Source organism: Vibrio sp. Y20_XG_PY13, assembly GCF_024181925.1.
In the GTDB taxonomy this organism is placed as follows: domain Bacteria; phylum Pseudomonadota; class Gammaproteobacteria; order Enterobacterales; family Vibrionaceae; genus Vibrio; species Vibrio parahaemolyticus.
This window is the reverse complement of record NZ_JAMZAL010000022.1, coordinates 1-20099: the sequence shown is the minus strand read 5'-3', so window position 1 is coordinate 20099 and position 20099 is coordinate 1. Positions and strand designations below refer to the sequence as shown.

At 43.6% G+C, this 20099-nt stretch carries 22 protein-coding genes and 2 pseudogenes; 11 read left to right on the top strand and 13 right to left on the bottom strand.

Annotated features, from left to right (window positions below):
• The 4 genes from NL646_RS22850 to NL646_RS22835 form a co-directional block, all read left to right on the top strand.
• The coding region (locus NL646_RS22850) for an S-type pyocin domain-containing protein (protein ID WP_253664727.1) at positions 1-992 on the top strand (992 nt) is incomplete at its 5' end.
• A 1-nt stretch (position 993) separates the two neighbouring features.
• On the top strand, positions 994-1278 hold the full coding sequence (locus NL646_RS22845) for a bacteriocin immunity protein (RefSeq protein WP_038160611.1): 285 nt from the start codon (positions 994-996) through the stop codon (positions 1276-1278).
• 91 nt (positions 1279-1369) lie between these two features.
• Positions 1370-1588 carry a hypothetical protein gene (locus NL646_RS22840; RefSeq protein WP_172677723.1) on the top strand — a complete coding sequence of 73 codons (219 nt, stop codon included), beginning with the start codon at positions 1370-1372 and terminating at the stop codon, positions 1586-1588.
• Between the two features lie 353 nt (positions 1589-1941).
• Positions 1942-2229, top strand: a complete 288-nt coding sequence (locus tag NL646_RS22835; RefSeq protein WP_155487274.1) for a hypothetical protein — start codon at positions 1942-1944, stop codon at positions 2227-2229.
• 51 nt (positions 2230-2280) lie between these two features.
• On the opposite strand, the gene bcp (NL646_RS22830) is transcribed toward NL646_RS22835, so the two are convergent.
• The 7 genes and pseudogenes from bcp (NL646_RS22830) to NL646_RS22800 all read right to left on the bottom strand — a co-directional run bounded on the left by bcp (NL646_RS22830) (position 2281) and on the right by NL646_RS22800 (position 10305).
• Positions 2281-2745, bottom strand: coding sequence for a thioredoxin-dependent thiol peroxidase (gene bcp / locus NL646_RS22830; protein WP_053349792.1), 465 nt, complete (start codon positions 2743-2745; stop codon positions 2281-2283).
• 109 nt (positions 2746-2854) lie between these two features.
• Entirely contained in the window at positions 2855-3343 is a 489-nt protein-coding gene (locus tag NL646_RS22825) for a hypothetical protein (protein WP_053349791.1), read from the bottom strand.
• Complete coding sequence (locus NL646_RS22820) at positions 3343-5544, bottom strand: site-specific integrase (protein WP_203499977.1); 2202 nt, start codon at positions 5542-5544, stop codon at positions 3343-3345. Before NL646_RS22820 ends, NL646_RS22825 begins: the two co-directional genes overlap by 1 nt.
• A 13-nt stretch (positions 5545-5557) precedes the next feature.
• Positions 5558-7924, bottom strand: coding sequence for a hypothetical protein (locus NL646_RS22815; RefSeq protein WP_053349789.1), 2367 nt, complete (start codon positions 7922-7924; stop codon positions 5558-5560).
• A 1-nt stretch (position 7925) separates the two neighbouring features.
• On the bottom strand, positions 7926-9323 hold the full coding sequence (locus NL646_RS22810; protein WP_053349788.1) for a site-specific integrase: 1398 nt from the start codon (positions 9321-9323) through the stop codon (positions 7926-7928).
• 90 nt (positions 9324-9413) lie between these two features.
• Positions 9414-9746: pseudogene (gene bcp / locus NL646_RS22805) on the bottom strand (thioredoxin-dependent thiol peroxidase); the annotation flags it as partial.
• 16 nt (positions 9747-9762) lie between these two features.
• On the bottom strand, positions 9763-10305 hold the full coding sequence (locus NL646_RS22800; RefSeq protein ID WP_005465166.1) for a glycine cleavage system protein R: 543 nt from the start codon (positions 10303-10305) through the stop codon (positions 9763-9765).
• A 611-nt stretch (positions 10306-10916) separates the two neighbouring features.
• Here NL646_RS22800 and dapA point away from each other — a divergent pair.
• Positions 10917-11795, top strand: a complete 879-nt coding sequence (gene dapA, locus NL646_RS22795) for a 4-hydroxy-tetrahydrodipicolinate synthase (protein WP_005457716.1) — start codon at positions 10917-10919, stop codon at positions 11793-11795.
• 52 nt (positions 11796-11847) lie between these two features.
• The gene (gene bamC / locus NL646_RS22790; protein WP_025524302.1) at positions 11848-12867 is read left to right on the top strand and encodes an outer membrane protein assembly factor BamC; all 1020 of its coding nucleotides are present in this window, start codon (positions 11848-11850) and stop codon (positions 12865-12867) included.
• 134 nt (positions 12868-13001) lie between these two features.
• Here the strand turns inward: bamC and NL646_RS22785 are convergent, their stop codons facing one another.
• From NL646_RS22785 to NL646_RS22770, 4 genes are read right to left on the bottom strand one after another with little or no spacing between them, the layout of a single operon-like run.
• Complete coding sequence (locus tag NL646_RS22785) at positions 13002-13205, bottom strand: DUF2897 family protein (RefSeq protein WP_065870853.1); 204 nt, start codon at positions 13203-13205, stop codon at positions 13002-13004.
• Complete coding sequence (locus NL646_RS22780) at positions 13202-13903, bottom strand: M15 family metallopeptidase (protein WP_140266964.1); 702 nt, start codon at positions 13901-13903, stop codon at positions 13202-13204. The genes NL646_RS22785 and NL646_RS22780 overlap by 4 nt, the downstream gene beginning before the upstream one ends.
• A 32-nt stretch (positions 13904-13935) precedes the next feature.
• Complete coding sequence (gene dapE, locus NL646_RS22775) at positions 13936-15072, bottom strand: succinyl-diaminopimelate desuccinylase (RefSeq protein WP_005457682.1); 1137 nt, start codon at positions 15070-15072, stop codon at positions 13936-13938.
• 19 nt (positions 15073-15091) lie between these two features.
• Entirely contained in the window at positions 15092-15442 is a 351-nt protein-coding gene (locus NL646_RS22770; RefSeq protein WP_005484501.1) for an ArsC family reductase, read from the bottom strand.
• A 295-nt stretch (positions 15443-15737) separates the two neighbouring features.
• Between NL646_RS22770 and NL646_RS22765 the strand changes: the two genes are divergently transcribed.
• A complete protein-coding gene (locus tag NL646_RS22765) occupies positions 15738-16025 on the top strand; it encodes a helix-turn-helix domain-containing protein (RefSeq protein WP_005494336.1) in 288 nt (95 codons plus the stop codon).
• 34 nt (positions 16026-16059) lie between these two features.
• Here the strand turns inward: NL646_RS22765 and NL646_RS22760 are convergent, their stop codons facing one another.
• Complete coding sequence (locus NL646_RS22760; RefSeq protein ID WP_025637365.1) at positions 16060-16392, bottom strand: DUF4156 domain-containing protein; 333 nt, start codon at positions 16390-16392, stop codon at positions 16060-16062.
• A 3-nt stretch (positions 16393-16395) separates the two neighbouring features.
• Positions 16396-16752, bottom strand: a complete 357-nt coding sequence (locus tag NL646_RS22755; protein ID WP_140330918.1) for a DUF2956 domain-containing protein — start codon at positions 16750-16752, stop codon at positions 16396-16398.
• 144 nt (positions 16753-16896) lie between these two features.
• On the opposite strand from NL646_RS22755, the gene NL646_RS22750 reads away from it, so the two are divergent.
• The 4 genes and pseudogenes from NL646_RS22750 to NL646_RS22735 all read left to right on the top strand — a co-directional run.
• The gene (locus tag NL646_RS22750) at positions 16897-17382 is read left to right on the top strand and encodes a DUF2919 domain-containing protein (protein WP_005484554.1); all 486 of its coding nucleotides are present in this window, start codon (positions 16897-16899) and stop codon (positions 17380-17382) included.
• Positions 17383-17427: 45 nt separating this feature from the next.
• Complete coding sequence (locus NL646_RS22745; RefSeq protein WP_253664726.1) at positions 17428-18330, top strand: Dyp-type peroxidase; 903 nt, start codon at positions 17428-17430, stop codon at positions 18328-18330.
• A gap of 149 nt (positions 18331-18479) precedes the next feature.
• Positions 18480-19613: a flagellin gene (locus NL646_RS22740; protein WP_005484572.1), complete on the top strand. Its 1134-nt coding sequence runs from the start codon at positions 18480-18482 to the stop codon at positions 19611-19613.
• A 263-nt stretch (positions 19614-19876) separates the two neighbouring features.
• Positions 19877-20099: pseudogene (locus NL646_RS22735) on the top strand (flagellin); the annotation flags it as partial.

Here is a 20099-nt window from a genome sequence, read left to right as displayed (position 1 = left end):
CCGCAGCTGTCGCCGGTTCCCCAGAGCAAATGCAGCAAACCCAAACCGCAGCGATGCAGTTAGATAAACTGGCCGGCACATTGAAAGACAAAATCGTCGAGGGCTACCGCTGGCAGGTCGACGGTATTGGCGCTTTGTTTGCCATGCAGCAAAGCTTATTTGGCGATAACACCCAATACACAGACCAAGATTTACGCCAAGTAACCACGGCGCAAAGCCGCGTTCGTGTCCACATTACCGAGCCCCAAGATGGTGAGTTTTATCCGCACGTACAGGGCTATCATGTAGATGACACACGAATCCCCATCAAATATGTGAAACAAGGGAACAATGGTCAGTTGTCCGTTGCGATTGAAGAGAACGGACCAACCATCTATTGGACTCCAGAAGAAAACGGTGAAGCAAGTTGGCAAACTACCCCCGATCATAGTGATGGGTTTGAAAAAGACGATATACTGGTCACGCCAATCCACTCGGATAGCGATGCGAACGTCACCGTTACGCCTGCGCCAGAAGAGAAAGACTGGCGTGATGCGATCTTGGTATTCCCTGAAAGATCAGGCATTGCTCCGCTCTATGTGGTTTACAAAGAAAGCCCGAGAGATAAGCCCGGAGTCGTTACTGGTAAGGGCGAAGATATCTTTGGTATCTGGTTAGCTGATGCGGGTAAAGACTTTGGTGCTCCAATACCCTCCCAAATTGCTGATAAGCTAAGAGGAAGAGAGTTCAGTAGTTTTGATGCATTTAGAGAAGGCTTTTGGTACGCCGTTGGTGAAGACCAAACTTTAATCAACCAGTTCAGCCGTGCGAATCAACGTTTGATCAAGAGAGGCCGCTCTCCTTTTTCGCTACCAAGTGAACAAGTTGGAGGGAGACAAAGGTATGAGTTACACCACAAAGAAGAGATACAGCATGGTGGAGAAGTATTCCATGTAGATAATTTATGTGTCCTTACCCCGAAACGACATATCAGCATACATAAGGATCAATAATATGAAGCTTGTAATTAAAGATGCCTTACAAGACTACACCGAGGCGGAATTCTATCGCTTCTTAGAAGAGTTTTTTGAAGACACCGACACTAACGATTTAGATGATGAAGCTTATGACTTGCATATATCAAATCTATCCGCTCATTTTTCAGAGTTAGTATCTCACCCTGATGGTAATGCTTTGATCTTCCACCCTTCCCCAGATAGAGAGGACTCTCCTGACGGTGTTATTTTAGAAATAAAAGAGTGGTGCGCTAAGCAAGGAGAACCTTGCTTCAAAGAGTAAAAAGTAAAAGGCGTCACGATGACGCCTTTTCTTATTCACACGACTCAATCTGTTCTAAAAACAGTTCAAAGTCCTCTTGTGTCAGAACCTTATGGCTGTTCTCGGTGAACATAACATTTTGTCCATTGCGATTGAAGATAACGGACCCACCATCAATTGGACGCCAGAAGAAAACGGTGAAGCAAGTTGGCAAACTACTCCCGATTCAAGTCAATTTATACCTGAGAACCTTAAAAAGATGATGGATGGCAAAGCTCCTCAAGCAAGCTTTAAGGGTGCCGTTGGGGGAAGACGTTCCTCTCATTATTAGATGAAGAAGTTTTACTCTGTTTTCGTTTGAATGGTTCTGTTCCTGATTATCTGACGTTCTGGTTGGACCACGCTGCTAAAAGAGCCCAAATAAAACCGTTACTTCTCACAAATGAAGGAACTAAGTTTCTCGATAGGTTAAAGGGTGTTGAGAAAATTACGTTACCAGACATCACCAGTGATGAGGTTTCGTCATCTAGCTTAAGTGCACTTAAGTCATTAACGGGGAAAACTATCGAAAGAGTCGACATAGAAGAGCTGTTATCTATGAGTGATTCTTGGGAGAAGTTTTTGTGCCTAATTCAAATGAGAGCTGTGCGGGGAATGCTTACAAAAATTGAGTAATGTGAATTTTTGAACATTAGCGACGTTCTGTCATTTATGCTAGGGAAACACATACAAGTACAGAACTCGTCGCTTCAGATAGACCAAGTGCATATTTCGGGCGAGTTTACCCCTGTTCAAATAGAGTTTATTGAGTTCACCTTAGACGAGTACATTGTGGATGGTGTTCGAGAACTGGCTGTGAAAAAAATGCGTAATCTGGTCGAACTCAGCTCAGTACGACACCACAGATGGGTTGCTTGGATCGCCTGCCGCTATCAGTGGCACGTTTGTTGGGTTTTAGAAGTATTTGTTTGAGTAGGGGCTTGGTAGCCCCTACTAGAATGTGCCGGTTAGAGCTTGAATTGGCTACTTGCTGTTTAGATATTCCAATACAACTTCATGGTGATCTTTGGTCTTGAACTTGTTGAATACATGTTCGAGGTTGCCTGACTCGTCAATCAAGAAACTTGTTCTTACAACGCCCATATTCTCACGGCCCATGAACTTCTTGAGTTGCCATACACTGTACTTCTCACAAACTTCGTGTTCTTCATCAGCTAGTAGAGTGAAGTTAAGCTCTTGCTTGTTGATAAAGTTCGTCAGCTTTTTTGGGGTGTCAGGGCTAATACCAAGCACAACAACATTGTGAGCATCTAGTTCAGCTTTAGTATCACGAAGTCCTTGAGCTTGGACTGTACACCCAGGCGTTGAAGCGCGTGGGTAGAAATAGAGTAGTACTTTTTTTCCCTTCAGTTCAGAGAGGGTTACTGGGTTGTTGTTTTGGTCGTTTAATGTGAAATCTGGAGCGGTTTGTCCTGCTTCGATAGCCATGGGTTATCCTTACTTTCTTTAACTTTACTCTAAATCGAGCTTTCTTTTTATGTCTAGTTTTATCTATGCTTGCTAGTGCTGTCTAGTAGTAACTTTAAACGAGGCTCAGTTACTTTCTAAAATTACCTTCAACGATATTATCTGGTCTGGCATTAACCACCTTATCTATAGCTTTTTCTCGCTCTGACGCAGGAAGCATTTCCATTAGGTCTTGAACTATTTTGATATGAGTGGCAGCTTGAACAGCTAATGCCTCCTTATGGCTTTGAGCTTCGTCGTAATACTCTTTTTTCTTTTTATTCGCTTGAGTCTTGTCTTGCTTTAGTTGTTTAATATCAGCTTGTAATACATCAATAGGTGTTTGGCTAGAGCCGTCTTGTGCCCCCCGAGCTTCAAGAAGTTTAGTCTTGATCATGACTCGAACGTCTTCATGCCTGCGCAGTGAGCCAACCGAGAGGCCGGCTTCCTTCTCAACGGTACTATTGTTAATTTTTAACTTACCTTCACGAGCTTTTTTCCTCAGTTCACGATTTTCAGGCTTGCCTTCTAATAGTCGCTCTAGGGCTTCCAGTAATTTGTGTTTGGTCGCCTTTGTCATTATTGAGTTACCTCGTAAAGAATCAAAAGATCTTTAGCTTGTTGTGGGAGCTCAACAGGCTCAAAGTTGATACCTAAGTCTTTCATAATGCGCTCCGCAGCCGTAATTTTTATATACGCTTCTGATGCCGTTTGAGGCGTTAATTCATCATGTACAATGTCCCATAGCATATTGATTTCAGCCTCCTTACGTTTAGACTCCGCAAAAACAGCATCAACAATGTAGTCATTCTTACAGTCAACACATTCAAGAAGATTTACCTGTGTGCGCAGACTACAGCCTGTAGACGTGCAGTAAATTCCAGGGGCTACTGCATGAATGTGGCGCTTTTGATCTCGGATTTGCTTTTTCCAGTAGTTGAGCGAGAGCATGTCGTCATCGACCTTATCTTTAAACAGGTTACGCTTAGCCTTCATCATGTTTTTGGCAAACTCTTTGCCCTTGCCGCCAGCGACACGTTCTTTGTTAGCGAGCTTCTTGTAGATGTTGAGGTACACCTGCGCTTTTTGATCAATCCTTTCTTCATCAATGGCGTGAGCCAAGTTCTCCTTTTTCTTTCTTATTTTCTGGAATTTACTGGCGTTCTTAGCGTAATGGCGTGTCATCGCCATCGATACATGGCTGAACTGCTGCTTGAGTTGGGGGAACGCACAAAGCTCGAAGCCGATCAGGTAGTAGGCAAACGAGCGGCGGAGCTGATGTCCTGAGAAGTTATAGTCATCCCCCACATTAAACGAAAGGTTAGGATCGGAGACCTTCAAATCAATTAAATCGCCATTGGTAAGTGCAAGCTCTTCACTCAATTCGTTTTCAAACCAAGCTTTAGCATGCCTACTGGGATCTTTTGCCCCCATAGCACTACAGCCCCCTTTTGTTTTGTGGAAAAACGCATAGCTTTCAGGGCTGTGCTCTCTAAGTGGTGTATGTAAAGCTTGTAGTATCTCGTAAGCTTTTTTACCGACTTCTGTTGTAACAAACTCATCCTGCTTTGACTGAGAACCTCTAATAGTTTTCGATAGATCAGCATGAATAATGTGAATTGTTTGTTTTGATATGATCTCCGTTGTGCATCCGTTAGCTGTATGAATATGATAGAGTTCATCAGAGCGCATACCTGTGCGAGACATTAAAGTCCAACAACAACCACCGTTAAGATGTCTAAATAGTGATTGAGCTTCTTTAATATGTGTGATTTTCCTTGTTCCAATACTCAATTCGTTATTTGGGTGAAACTGGTCAATATAATTACTTTTGACTTCTGGCTTATACCTTTTTAGTAACTTAAGGGTTTTTGCTTCGGATGGGGAGTTTAATGCTAAAAAGGCTTCTTGAAAGGCAATGGTTCTTTCTTTATTAAGGGTATTAGTCTTGCCTAAAAGCCAATGGATTTTACCTTTTTTAGTTTTTGATTCATCACTTAAAAGGTATTTAGCATAACCTTCATAAACTTTATCAAAGTAAGTCGAAATATAACAAGATAGCTGACTAAGTTTGTCACGAATAGGGTATAGCTCATTTACCAATGCTTCTGACTTTTGTAGCCCCATATAATATAGGCGTTGAGGGATAACGGTGTATTGTTCAGCCTCTCTAAAAGTTAACCCAAAAATGGAGGGAGTCAATCGTTTAGTTAATGGCACTTCAAAAGGCAAACCTTCTGCCTCGGTGTACAATTTATTAAGTGCGGAATAGATGCTCTCCCGTTCAAAATCTATGTCAGTAAAATCTGTAATTACCCATGTTTCTAGCCGCTCAAAGTCTACGGAACCTAAGCAGTTTTCCCCTTCATCGAGTAGTGGGGGAACAAGCTTTTTTAAGGCGACGATGGTATTATAAATAGACTGAAATGAATAATTTTTAGGTGATAGCCATATCATTTTTAAAGCGAGTGCTTTTAATTGGTTTCTCAGATTTCTCTCGATTACTTTTTCATCTATCTCAAAGTTTAATGTATTAATTTTGGTAGCGTTAGGTTCAAAAAAGAGTTGAAGCTTTCTCCAAGCATCGTTGTCACCCACCTTACCCAATGATTCTCCTGTGACGCTAAAACCAATATCTAGCGCTTCAAAGTTATCCCACTCTCCCAATTTAATGGCAGGCTCTAACACATCCTTCAGGTAGTTTGTGTAGCCTCCAACATGATTTTGCGCGCTTAACAGGGCATCTTGTTGGTCAATATTGTACTTAGGTAGCTTTATCATGATTGGCTCCCAATCAATGTTGTAGGGCTAAAATGGCGTGCTCCATAGATACCCGAGGGTGACGCCCGTTTTTGTTAAATAATGCCATTGCACCGTCGTACACATTCTTGCTGGCACCATCGAGGGTAAACTCAAAAGCGGCGATTCTTTCATGGACTTCCTCTTGCGCGTTAGGGTACAGGTTTACTGCCTCCCTTAGTACATCAATGAAAGAGATAAGTTTATAGATGTGTTGAGTCTCATTGACGGCTTTGGCTGATTGGCATTTATGGCACATGTCGTACTCAGCACAAGGTAGCTGTAGCTTGATGGCGTTATTGGTTTCACGCTGGGTGTTTTTTCCACCTGCAATGATTTGTTTCCCATTGCAATGAATGCCATTGGGATTGGTTTTTGCCCTTTCTTCCTCTTGCTTCTTTTTCCATTCATCATGCGTCAGCATTGTGATGCCAAGTTTGGCTGCAACTATCTCTTTTGCTTGCTCTAAACCCGTCTCTTCATCCAATAGTTCCATCACTTGTAGAGATTGTGAGACGATGATTTTGTTGAGCCTTGGGTCGCCATTGGCATAGTGTTTCTCAATGGTTTGAAGAAGGTTTTGCAGGAGGTTTTGAACGCCGCCAGCGCCACTCACGGAGTACACTTGGTTACTGGTCATTTCTCGCCAGCGGCTTGACTGAAGTGAAATAAAGTAGCTATTTGGCTCAATTGACCACGTTAACATTTGGCTGGATGAGATCGGGCTTATCCCTTCCCAGTCCTGAGGGGTATGATTTGCTCCACCTCTTTTGAATAATAATCGTTCATGCTTTTTTGAGCATTGCTTATCTGCTAACTTAGTGGCGTATTGCTCAATATCTTGGACTAACGGTTTGTCAGTGGCAGGAATAGAGAAGTAATTGCTGTCTCCATTCCGATATTTGAACGAAATTATGATGTTGCCCTCAGCGTCTTTATCCGAATAAGTCAGCGGCAGTAATATGCCCTTGAGGGGTAAGTCTGTGTAACACGATAAAATGCAGTAGGCGGTATTGGTTGCGCCTCGAAATGCTCCAGTTTTACTGCACGGCCGAATAACTTTGCGTACCACGCTTCTACCAATATCATTTACTTCTTTACTAAGCTCGATGACTCGTTGGTTTTTATAGCTATAAAACAGTTCTTTTAGCCAAGGAAGAATGGATGCTCGGGTGGGTGAGAGAAGGTTTAACATCACCATTAGATGTTTGTTTAATCTTACCAAATTAAATTTGTCGTTTATATTACCCTTATTATTGAGAGTGAATATCAACTCTGTACCTTCCTTACCACTACCGTACAGTTCTGAAAGTTTCTCCAGAGTTTTAATAAACTTCACTCCATCACGCTTTTCGACATCAAATGTCTCGTAACTCTCATTGGTTAGAACTGCGTCTACTTCTTTATTTGATCGCGCTTTAAAACTCGATACCTTAACTACCTTTATGCTTTTATCACGTTCATCAGTATGAATTGTAATTGGGTGGGCGATGGCTCTAATATTGCTGTCGTTCAATGAGGTGAAAAAACACATTAGGTGATAAGCTGCCCCCATTGCTAGGTTAAATGCAGCACTGTGGTTTACTGATGTACCGTTCTTACTTTGCCCGAGTGTTTGGCTTTTTAGAGAAGTTTGGACCGAAATTACTTCTTGATATCTACCTAAATTAATAACAACAGGTAACTTTTCTGGTAGTGCTAAGTTCTCCTTTTTGGCTGCAATAAGCTGTGGTGCTAATGTGAAAAATACCTCGCTCAAACGAGTGACAAGGAGTTCTTCTTCGGTTTCAGAGTAGCCTTTTTTGGGGGTAGGCCAACGAGAAAATCCCCTATGGTGCCTTGTCCATGAATCAGCGGGTAAGCCACACCAAGTAAGTGCAGTGCGAAGTTGTGTAAGGGAACTAGCAGCTGTTGGTTCCTTAATACCAAGTTCATCTCCGTGGTGTCTTTCCCATAATTTTTTTGACGGGGTATACATTTTAATGCGATGTCGTAGCTCACCATCATTCCCCGCGTATTTTAAATATCCTTCCTCGGAGAATGGGTTAACGTTCACTGAATCACAAAAGACAATGAAGGGCTTTAAGTTTTCATAAGCCTTTGTTACTGACGATGCTGACTTATTGTTATCAACGTACTTTTGTGCATTTTGACAAAAGCTTTTTAAATAAGGTGTGCGACTTTCAATTTTGCAATTGTTTTTATCTGCTCTTAAGTGCAACAAGTGAGAAATATCAAACTCTGTTACCTTACTTTGCTTCATGTTTTTGTATGGAATTAGGAAGTTAAACGGGATAATATTCTTATTGTTTCTGACGTGTTTAACCGTCTTTGAGTTCTTAGCTAGTGGGCTTTTTGCCATACTACAATCCTTTGTTGATCTTGTTATTTTTGCTCTCTGCTACCCTTAACTGCTCATCAAATTTATTTATGAACTTGATGTACTTTTCCGTCGTGGCTGTGTTTAAATGCCCCATTAACAAGGCTAACTCGTCCATTAAGTACTCATAGTCAACCTGTCGTTCCTGAGACTCATTCCAAAGCCAATGTGTGGCAAAGGTTGAGCGTAAATCGTGGATTCGGTAGTACCAACTAGGTTCTATTGCACGGATAAGCTTTCTCAGTACGCCAAAATGCACTTCCAGAGTATTTTTTGTGTAAGGCCGCCCTTTGTTAGAAATAAAAAGATACTCAGTGGTGTCTCGCTCTTCTTTAGAATCAATTAGCTCTTTTCGTCGAGTCAGATTCCTTTGTCGCTGACTACTTTCCTTGTATTGCTCTAATTCCTCATACAGTGCGATAGGGATTTCAACCGTGCGGGGCTTACTACCTTTGGTGTGCGTAATGTGCACTGGCACGACTTCTAGATCACTGCAATCCTTGTCACCAATATGACGAGCAGGAAAGTGGGTGGCCTCATCAATCCTAAGTCCTGCCTCTTCAGACAACCTCAGCATTAGGGAAATAGCCTTTGGTAACGTATCAATATGTCTATAGAACAGCTCTTTATGGTCGAACGTCATAGGCTTCAATTTTTGATAAGCAGGCGTTTGATCGTTTTTGGGAAACATCTTCATGATGTTTGATATTTCATAGACTCGCTTTCCGCCAGACTTGGTGTGGGCAAGCATGTCGTGCTGATTGGCGTCGTCGATGTAAGCCTCAGCCTCGCGGAAGTGTGTCAATATATGCTCATCATCATTTTTGAGGTAACCGTACTTTTGCATCCACTTATAAAAGCCAATAACAGCGCCCATATAGCTTCTTACAGAGTTAAGCGAGTATGCTTCTTCACCAGTAGCATCCGCTTTGGCTCGACAGTTTGCTAAAAGGTGCTCTGCAAAGCGCCAAGGCGATCCCTCTTCTTCATACTTCGTCAGGGTTTTATAAGTTAAATACTCAGGAGGTATCTCATACCCATCGTCATCAACTTGGGGGTAATGGGTAGAGTCCAAATACCGAGTGAAGGCCAATAAGCCTTTGGCAATCGAGTCGGTATCCTTTACGGCACCTTCACCGCGTAGTTTTGATACTAGGTAAAGAGATTGTGGATAAACAACACTCCCATCAGGTGCAACGATAATATCGGTTTTCTTTAGGCGTGATTGTAGATTGGATGGGGAAAGGTAGGGAGAATAGATCACCTCTCCAGAGTTACTATCGATGATCTCTGAGATTCTCAGTTTAGCTAATGTATCTACCTCTATGGAGAGCAATCGGTAGTCATCATAAACATCGTTTTCTTCATGCTTTTCTATCACAAAACAACCCTCAATATGTTACCCACATATCAAAGGTAGACTGTCATAAAAAATTATCGAGGGTTTTTGTCATAAAAAATTTCTAAGGGTGAATTTCTTTTCGCCCCACACACCGAATTGTTCAGCAACAGCGTGGTCTTCGTCAGACAGTAGCGTGAAGTTTAGCTCATCACGTTCAATGAACTTACCTAGGCGCTTAACTGGGTCGATACTGACACCCAGAACAACCACGTTGTGCGCATCTAGTTCTGCTTTTACATCACGCAGGCCCTTTGCTTGCGTGGTACAGCCTGGAGTCATGGCTTATGGGTAGAAATAGAAAAGGACTTTCTTGCCTTTAAAGTCATCAAGAGTAACAGTATTGCCGTCTTGGTCGAGCAAAGAGAAGGCTGGCGCTGGCGAGCCTGCTGTCAGCGTATTCATTATAATTTCCTTTACTTTATAGTGTGTTTTTAATGAAATTCAGAGAACCTTGTACGTTGAGCGACTTACAAAGTTCATCAAAATCTTCTTGTAATTGCATCAGGTTGCAATCAGCACTGACCGATGCGGTGATCGCAATATGAAATTGGTCAGCATCAAGCTGCAGTTTGGATTTGCTAATGGTTTGTGCGCTGAGCGAATCTAAGCCAATTTGCTGGTCTGCGAAGAACTGAGTAAATTTCTCTGTCAGTCCTGGACGATCTTCAGATTCGATAAAGACTTCCATCGTGTAACTGTTGTCGAGCAGCTCGTGCGCAGACGTTCGCTTCATGATGGTGATTAGGTCATGTTCTTGCCCTAATAGTGGCAGCTGTGTTTCAACACGAGTGATGTGACTGGCATTTCCAGTCAGTAGCATGATCAGAGTAAATTCATTGCCAAAGATAGCGATGCGGCTATCAACGATGTTACAACCAGCTTGAGTCACGAGCTTAACCACTTGGTTACAAATGCCCGGACGATCCGTTCCAACTGCTGTAAGTACCAGATGTTGCTTCATAAATAAGCTTCTTGTCCTTTCTTCAATAGAGAGATGTTAGCACAGATATCGAAGAGAAATATCGAGTGAGTTCTTTTTTTAGTTCGCAGGATAATTGAGATTAAAAAAGGTGAAGTGCTAAGTAGTGAGTATGGGGTAGACTGGGACACAGAAGGCCATCGAGCAGGGAAAATGCCGAAAATAAGTACAATATGAGCAGTGAAAACTTGGCGAGCCGCTATCAGTGGTTTATTTGGCGCTAAACTAGCCTTTTTATTCACTAAAACCTGACTTGATAAATGTCGCTAAAGCGTATATTTCTGAGCGTAACAATAGGCCGCAAAAATTCTTTGGTGAAGTTACCCGTGGCCTGTCGCCTAGATAATTAAAGGGCACATATCCAAGTCATTCTCGCTAAAACAAGCCTTTTCAGGCTGCTAAGGCACAGAACCAGATAACCAAGACGATTATCAAAATTGCTGGGAATAAGACCAAATTGCGCAATTAAGTTGCTAGACCTCTAACAACTGATAATTATTCATTCATTTGTACTTTGTAAGCGAGTTTACGCTCTTGTGTTTTTCAATCGCATTACAGTACCATGCAGAAAGAGTTAAATGAGGGAGATAAACATGTTTTCAGGAAGTATCGTAGCGCTGATTACACCATTCAAAGCAGATGGTGAAGTAGATTTCGACGGTCTACAAAAGCTAGTGGAGTACCACATCGAAGCGGGTACAGACGGTATTGTGGCAGTAGGCACGACAGGTGAGTCAGCGACACTGACCATTGAAGAGCATGTAAAGGTCGTTAATAAAACTGTTGAGTTTGCCAACGGTCGCATCCCCGTGATTGCCGGCACGGGTGCAAATGCAACCCACGAAGCCGTGACATTTAGCAAATTACTCGCGGATTCTGGTATCGCAGGTTTCTTGAGTGTGACGCCTTATTACAACAAACCAACACAAGAAGGTTTGTTCCAGCATTACAAAGCGATCGCAGAAGCGAGTGACGTACCTCTAATTTTGTACAATGTACCGGGTCGTACTGCCGTAGATCTGCAACCTGAGACAGTGGCACGCTTGTCAAAGCTTGATAATATCGTTGCTCTAAAAGATGCGACGGGCGATTTGAGCCGAATTGCACTTCACCGTGAACTTTGTGGCGAAGATTTTATCTTACTAAGTGGTGATGATGCGACGGGCTTGGAATTCGTGAAACTGGGCGGCAATGGTGTTATCTCGGTAACGAACAATATTGCAGCGAAAGACATGGCAGACATGTTCCATTTGGCAAGTGAAGGTAAATTCGAAGAGGCAGAAATCATTAACCAACGTTTGATGACTCTGCATAAAAACCTATTCGTTGAATCAAGCCCGATCCCAGTAAAATGGGCAGCGCATAAGCTGGGTTTGATTGAAGAAGGTGGCTTGCGTCTTCCTTTAACCGCACTTTCTGAAAAATCGCAGCCGATCGTGGAACAGGCGTTGACAGACGCAGGTATTTACTAGGATTGAAGTTCATACTGGGGGCGATTAAGCTCTCAGTGTTTTAGGAGTATAGATGAAGCTTTCAAGCCAGTTAGTGTTAAGTTCATTAGCTGTATTCGTATTGACTGCCTGTTCAGGTGGTGCCAACCAACGTCGTCAAGCAAAAGACGATTTCGAGTATTTGAACACACCAGCTCTAGAGGCATGGAATGTTCCGCAAGGAGCTCAACCTCAGTTCTACCCAAACTATGACATCCCTCAGGGCAGTTATGCGGGTGGCTTAGGGAAGTCGGTTGATATCCGTCCACCTCAGCAAGTACTTGAGTTGATTCCTGGTGCGCGCCTAGATCGCAGTAGTAACGGTGAAGTGACACTTTGGCTATTACGCAAAGATGAGCTAGATAAAGTTTGGCAAACTGTGCAAGGCATGGTTGAAGCAAGAAAAATTCCAGTGGAAAGCCAAACCGATTCTCGAATCGAGACAGGTTGGGTAACGTGGAACTCTCCTGACGAAGAGCTAGAAATTGGTAGCCGATACGAGATCTCTCGTGCAGAAGCAAATGGCCGACACGGTTTCAAAGTGAGCTTAATTGACTGGCGTGAAGGCGATCAAGTTAAGGAAGTGACTGCGACTAACCGCGAGCGTTACAACGTGTTCATGACTAACTTGGTAACGGCTCGTTACGATCAAGAAGTTCGTGAAGAAGCGCAGCGTAAAGCTCAAGAGTTGGTGAAACAGATTCCTGTCACGATGGGCAAAGACCGTAGTGGTCTGCCAGTTATCATCGCTCGTGCGCAATACAATGTATTGTGGCAGCGTTTACCGAACATTCTGCCTAAGATGGGCTTCACGATTGAAGAGCGCAGCCAGTCACAAGGTACGGTAACAGCGAAGTATGCATCTCCAGATGATGAATTCTGGAATGAAATTGGCGTGAAGCCAGTCGACCTAAAAGCAGGTAAATACACCTTCTTGCTAGGGGACTTGGGCAACCGCACTTCTATCAACATTACCGATTCATCAGGCAAACCTGTTGAAGAAGAGTTCTTGAAATCGCTGGTGCCAGTTCTTGGTGCTGTGGTGAAAGAGTAAGTTAGATTGTTGAATTGAAAAGAAAAAAGGGACCATTCGGTCCCTTTTTTGATCGTTTTTCATTGCTCGGAGCACAGTTGAAATTACAGCATTCAAATGCATAACTCAATTAGCAAGAGCGACTAGAAAGCCGCTTATTTTTGTTCGTACTTGTTACTTTCATTGTTGCCATAACGCTCTTTATCTAGCTCGTTTAGACGATCTAAATCGTTCTTGCGACCTTTATCCATTTGGTTGAACTTCATTTTGGCGGTGTACTTCAGAGCGGCAATGTTCCCGATGATCACACTCAATACCACAATGATGATCACCCAAGGGTTGGTAAGAAATTCGATCATAACGCCTCCGGCGGTGGGGTGATATTGCGAATATAGGTAGATAAGATGCTATCTAAATTATTCAGTATCGATTCTAACCCTGCAATGTTGTGTTGTTGATTTTGTCGAACCAGCTCATCTTTTAGCATTTCGGCGTTCAGTTGAGCAGCACATTGTTGACCGATGACTTTGTGGCTAATGTGCCAAGGTTCAATGGCGACGCCACCTAAATCTTGCAGATAGGGGAAGAAAAAGCCGAACTCATCAATGTGATCTTTTAGCCAACAATAAAACGCCAGCTGATGACCTTCTAGATATTCCCAAGGTTCCAATTGCAACTTAGTGCCTGGTGGAAGTAAGTTGCGAGCATACACATCGAAATCACACCCCCAATGATGACGACTTCCTCCTGGTAATGCCGACCAGCGAAGAATGGCCTTTAGTTTTTCTTCGTTACTTAACGCAGCCTTATTTAAAGGCTGCGAGTTAGAATCTAAAATCGGCAACTCACCTTCGAACTTCCCATTCCAAATTGCTCGCTGGCGAGAAAAGTCTCGAAAGCCACTGGCAATTTCCATTTTAAATCCCGCTTTTTTCGCTGCTTCGATCATATTGAGCAGATCGTTCGCGACATCGGGATGCATTAAAAAAGCCTTCTGACCAACCATGGTTGATTGAAGGTGAGAATCGGTTGTTCCGGTGAGTTGCGCAGGAGTCATGGTATGCTCATCAATGGGTTAACTACGTGCGACTACTTCGCGAGTAGGTGTTTTAAGGTGTTTTCGTACATGTCAGTCAACTTCTCAAGATCGTCCACTTTTACGCACTCGTTCACTTTGTGAATCGTGGCATTGACAGGTCCAAGCTCAACAACTTGACCGCCCATGCGAGCAATGAAACGTCCGTCTGATGTACCCCCCGTTGTGAGTAGCGCTGGTTTAGTGTTGTTCACTTCCGCTACGGCAGCGACCACAGCATCAAGTAGGGCACCCGTGTCCGTTAAGAACGGGTCGCCGTTGAATGTCCAATGTAGATCGTAGTTGAGATCATGCTTATCCAGTGTTTCTGTTACGCGCTGGACGATAGTGTCATTGTTCAGTTCGGTGCTAAAACGTAGGTTGAATTGAACGTTGAACTCGCCAGGAATCACGTTAGATGCCCCTGTACCCGCAGAAACATTGGGAATCTGGAAGCTTGTTGGTGGGAAGTAATCATTGCCTTTATCCCACTCTGTTGTTGCCAGTTCGTGGATGGCAAGTAGCGATGCGTGAACAGGGTTATTAGCGAGGTGAGGGTAGGCAACATGGCCTTGTGTGCCTTTTACGGTCAGGTCACCGGTAATCGAACCTCGGCGGCCATTTTTTACAACATCACCCACAATTTCTGTACTAGAAGGCTCGCCAACGATGCACATGTCGATGTTCTCACCACGTTCCATCAGCGCTTCTACGACGCGAACGGTACCGTTAATGAAAGGGCCTTCTTCATCAGAAGTGATCAAAAACCCAATCGAGCCTTTGTGATCTGGGTGCTCGGCAATGAAACGTTCAACGGCCACTACCATCGCCGCCAAAGAGCCTTTCATATCGGCTGCACCACGACCATGAAGGTAACCATCAATGATGGTTGGCTCAAACGGTGGTGTATCCCATTGCTCTAGCTTGCCTGCGGGTACGACATCTGTGTGGCCTGCGAAAGCAAACAATGGCGCTTCGTTACCGCGACGCGCCCAAAAGTTGGTGGTGTCTTCAAACACCATAACTTCAATTTCAAAACCGAGCGCTTTTAAACGCTCGATCATTAGGTCCTGACAACCTGCATCTTCAGGTGTTACGGACTGGCGGCTGATCAGGTCTTTTGCAAGTGCCAGTACTGGGCTGTCTGTCATCCTTGAGTCTTCCTTACATTTATGAATTAAAAATCGTAGCGTATTGGTCTGCTTTGAAACCGATATGGAGTTGGCCGTCTACGTTCAGAATTGGGCGCTTAATCATCGCTGGGTTGTCAACCAACAGCGCAATAGCATTTTCTTCGTTAAGCGTGTCTTTTTGTTCTTGAGTCAGTTGGCGGAACGTGGTGCCACGTTTGTTGAGAACTTGTTCCCAGCCTAGCGCCTGACAAAATTCAGTCACCATTTGAGCATCAATACCTTGTTTGCGGTAGTCGTGAAAATCAAACGCAATGTTTTCAGCTTCCAACCATTTCTTTGCTTTTTTGATGGTGTCGCAGTTTGGAATGCCGAACATGGTAATTGTCATAATGTTTCCCTTTTTTATTCTGTTTTTACTCTCTAGAGCGCAACGCGCTTTGGGGAGGTATTTCTTGGCTGATTCAGCATCCTATCAAGAAGCAATCAAACTGACAAAACGCTGTGGAGAATAATTTTCATATAGAAGTGGATAACTGGTCTCACATGTCAAAACAGAACTTAATTTGGCATAAAGCGGATAAAAAAACGCCTAAATCAAGTGGAAAAGTCGAGTTATTGATCAAACGCAACATCTTACTTGGCAAAAACGAAATAATGATTCAGCACAATTTTAGGAGGTGTCAATGGAATTGAGTCCTGTTTTTGCAAGGCGGCTATATTTGGCCTTGTTGGTGGAAAATCTAGAAAGGCCGAATGTGCCAAAGTTGATCGAAAAAACGGGGTGGCCTCGTCGTACAATTCAAGATGTACTAAAGGCATTACCGGGGATCGGCATTGAACTCATATTCGTTCAAGATGGCCGACGTCATAATGACGGCTATTACCAACTTTCGGATTGGGGACCTTTTGATAGCCAATGGGTTTTAGATCGGGAGAGAGATATCGCTAGCAGTCTTGGATTTCGTGCATAAGCCAGCAATCGCTGGCTTTTTTCATATCTAGGCGTCACTCATTGCAGAGGTAAGCAGAACCCAGCACGCTAAATGAGGTGATGAAATCTTGCGGAGAAACCATGAACACTGTGTCCGCGCCAATGGCCTCAGCATTGTTTTTTAAATCATTCATCGCCCCTTGCATCATCGCGTCATTGGTCATGAAAATGTAGTTATACCAATGGCCCTCGCTTCCAGTGACTTCACCTTTGTATTCGCATCGCTCAGGGTTGAACTGACCGTCAATGCGAATATGAACATCTTGGCTTTGAGCATGAATCACGTGAGAAGGCATCGTACACCCAGCGAGAAGTACGACAAAAAATCCAAGTAATACCTGTTTCATCCGTTATTTACTCAACATAATGTAAGCCGCAAAGCCAATCCAACTTAACGCAAGTAGCGCCCAAGGCAACTTACTTGGGGTGTGGGTTAGCGTATTATCCGTGATGTTATCTGACTCGATAACATCTTCTTCATGCTGGCGCAGTTTTTCACGCTGTTGTTTTTTCTTTGCTTTGTCTGCTTGACGATTTCGCTCTTTTTGCTGTTTTTTGTATTGAGCGATGCCTTTTTCGATACCTTGAGCAATCAGTTTGGTTTGTTCTTTCGTTTGACCCGGTTTCTGTGTCGCTTTTGCGATCTTCATGGCTTCGGTTTGAGTTTCTAGAGAAGGAACTGGGGTTGCAGGGGTTCTTTTTTTCATGTTTCTCATCGACGTCACTGTAAATCTGCGTTTAGTTTACCTGCGTAAGATGATGAAATGAACTTTAGTTCTCATCTTTGCTTGCTTGCAACTCTGAATCGATCGGTTAAAGTGGCGTTTTTATGAAACTAAGAAGACGATATTGTGCGCTACTCATTTGACCAATATGACGCTCATGGATTTTTGAAAGCGCCTATTCTTGTTTGGCTAGGATGGATGTTTCTGGCTCGCTCTTGGGTGGTTTTTGCAATGGCGGGTGTCAGCCGAGAAAGCGGCAGCAAGCTTTTGTCCATTGTCTATCCTGATTCCAGCACGTTGTATTTAGGTTTGTCGATTGGTATTCCAAGCCTGTTATTGATGTGGCTGATGGGATTGCGTCACCCAGATCGTGGTTGGGTAAATCAAATAACGCGATATGGCCGTGAGATGACTTTGATCTTGTGCGGTATTCAACTCGCTCAGACCATGTATCATGTGTACCTAGAACATGGTGTATTCAATTGGGCAAATGCTCTAACCATCACCTTATTAACTTGGTTTATGATCTATCTTCTCAACGGAAGATGGGTAAAAGACTGTTTTAACGTGCCACAACTTGAGCACGATGCGAAACAGCCTTCAAAAAATTAAAAACAATAATTTCCCGCAATGGGGCAAAGTATAGAGGATACCTCAATGTCACAAGCTCAAACGGCGATCGTGCCAGAAGCAGGGCCATTTGCACTGTACACTCAACTAAAAGTGAACCAAAACCGTGAAAACGTATTGGCGAAACTGAAAGCGCTTCCTGAGCTGGTTAAAGACTTAAACAACAGTCAACCGGGCGCTAATCTGACGATTTCCATCGCATTCACCAAATCATTCTGGCAGCACCTAAATATTGACGCACCAGAAGAGCTGATTGATTTCCCGCAACTTGGTGAAGGCGACATTATTGCGCCAACAACAGATGCTGATGTGCTTATTCACTGCCATTCTACTCGCCACGATTTGCACTTTTACGTAATGCGCAAATTCCTAACCGATATTGCAGAAGATGTGACGGTCGTGGATGAAACGTACGGCTACCGCTACCTAGATGCACGTGACATGACGGACTTTATCGACGGTACAGAAAACCCGAAAGGGGACGCTCGCGCTGACGTAGCATTGGTAAAAGATGGCCCATATGCTGGTGGCAGCTATGTTATGGTTCAACGTTTTGAGCACAACTTGCCAGCTTGGAATCGCCTAAATATCAAAGCTCAAGAAAAAGTTATTGGTCGTACAAAACCAGATTCAGTCGAGCTAGAAGACGTACCGGCAGCATCTCACGTTGGTCGAGTTGATATTAAAGAAGAAGGCAAAGGTTTGAAGATTGTTCGTCATAGCTTGCCATACGGCACTGTGACTGGTGCGCACGGTCTGTTGTTCATCTCTTACTGCAATACCCTTCACAATATCAAAGTGATGCTAGAGAGCATGTACGGCGTAACCGACGGTAAAACAGACCAACTGCTTCGCTTCACTAAAGCAGTGACAGGCGCTTACTTCTTCGCTCCTTCACAAGAAATGCTTGCAGAACTGGCCATTAAGTAATGAATAGTTAAAAGCTTCCAAAGCCCTCCCCTCGGAGGGTTTTTTGTTTTCTATTCTCTCATTCCAATCTCTTTTCAAAAAACACTAAATCTTTCTGTTGCTTGGTCGATAAGTATCCAAAGTCTTAATTTATTTGGAGTCTGTGTCTCTTGGCTATCACCGTTAATACCAATGTTGCAGCACTTGTCGCACAACGTCATTTGACCAGTGCAACGGATATGCTGAATCAATCCATGGAGCGTTTGTCTTCAGGGAAGCGTATTAACAGCGCAAAAGATGACGCGGCAGGCCTGCAAATCTCCAATCGTCTGCAATCACAAATGCGTGGTTTGGATGTGGCGGTTCGTAACGCTAATGATGGCATCTCTATCATGCAAACCGCAGAAGGCGCGATGAATGAGGTGACGAACATCATGCAACGTATGCGTGACTTGTCGCTTCAGTCGGCTAATGGCTCAAACAGTCAAGCCGAGCGTACCGCGTTGCAAGAAGAAGTCACTGCGTTAAACGATGAGTTGAACCGCATTGCGGAAACCACATCTTTTGGTGGACGCAAACTGTTGAATGGCACATTCGGCAAATCGTCTTTTCAAATCGGTGCTGCTTCTGGTGAAGCCGTACAGATTGAGTTGAAATCGATGCGCACTGACGGGCTGGACATGGGGGGCTTTAGTTATGTCGCTCAAGGGCGTGCTGATTCTGATTGGCAGGTAAAAGAGAACGCCAATGATCTGACGATGTCTTTCACCAACCGTTCTGGCGAGACGGAAAAAATCCAAATCAATGCCAAAGCTGGTGATGATATTGAAGAACTCGCGACCTACATTAATGGCCAAACCGACAAAGTGACGGCTTCTGTTAATGAAAAAGGTCAGTTACAGATCTTTATGGCAGGAGAAGATACCGCCGGAACGATTTCATTCTCAGGAGACCTTGCGAGTGAGCTTGGGATGTCGTTGAAAGGTTATGATGCAGTCAATAACCTGAACATCACAACCGTTGGTGGGGCGCAGCAAGCTGTCGCTGTACTAGACACGGCGATGAAATTTGTCGATAGCCAACGTGCCGAGTTAGGTGCATATCAAAATCGCTTCAATCATGCGATCAATAATCTAGATAACATCCACGAAAATTTAGCGGCATCGAACAGTCGTATTCAAGATACTGATTACGCCAAAGAAACCACGCAAATGGTGAAGCAGCAGATCTTGCAACAAGTCAGTACCACTATTTTAGCCCAAGCTAAACAGGCGCCAAACCTCGCACTTACCTTGCTTGGTTAGGTGATTTGGATTCTTAATTTCAACGCAAAATCAGGTTGTATCGACAGCTCGAAAAGAAGCTTTAGCGAAAAATTGAAGTTTTTTTGCTTTTTTATCTGCTTCATCACGATTCCCTTTCCAAACGAACTTTTTTCAAAAAAATCCAAAAAATTCCCTAAAGAAATCAGGTTGAGCGCCGTTAATAAAAGTAACTTTGAGAGAACTACTTGGTTTTCCGAGACGTCGGAAACCGCTACATCGGAAAATCAATTGGAGAAATCACCATGGCAGTGAATGTAAACACTAACGTATCAGCGATGACCGCGCAGCGTTACCTAAACAACGCAAACTCAGCACAACAAACCTCAATGGAGCGTTTGTCTTCAGGTTTCAAAATCAACAGCGCAAAAGATGACGCTGCGGGTCTACAAATCTCGAACCGTTTGAACGTACAAAGCCGTGGCCTGGATGTGGCTGTTCGCAACGCGAACGACGGTATCTCTATTG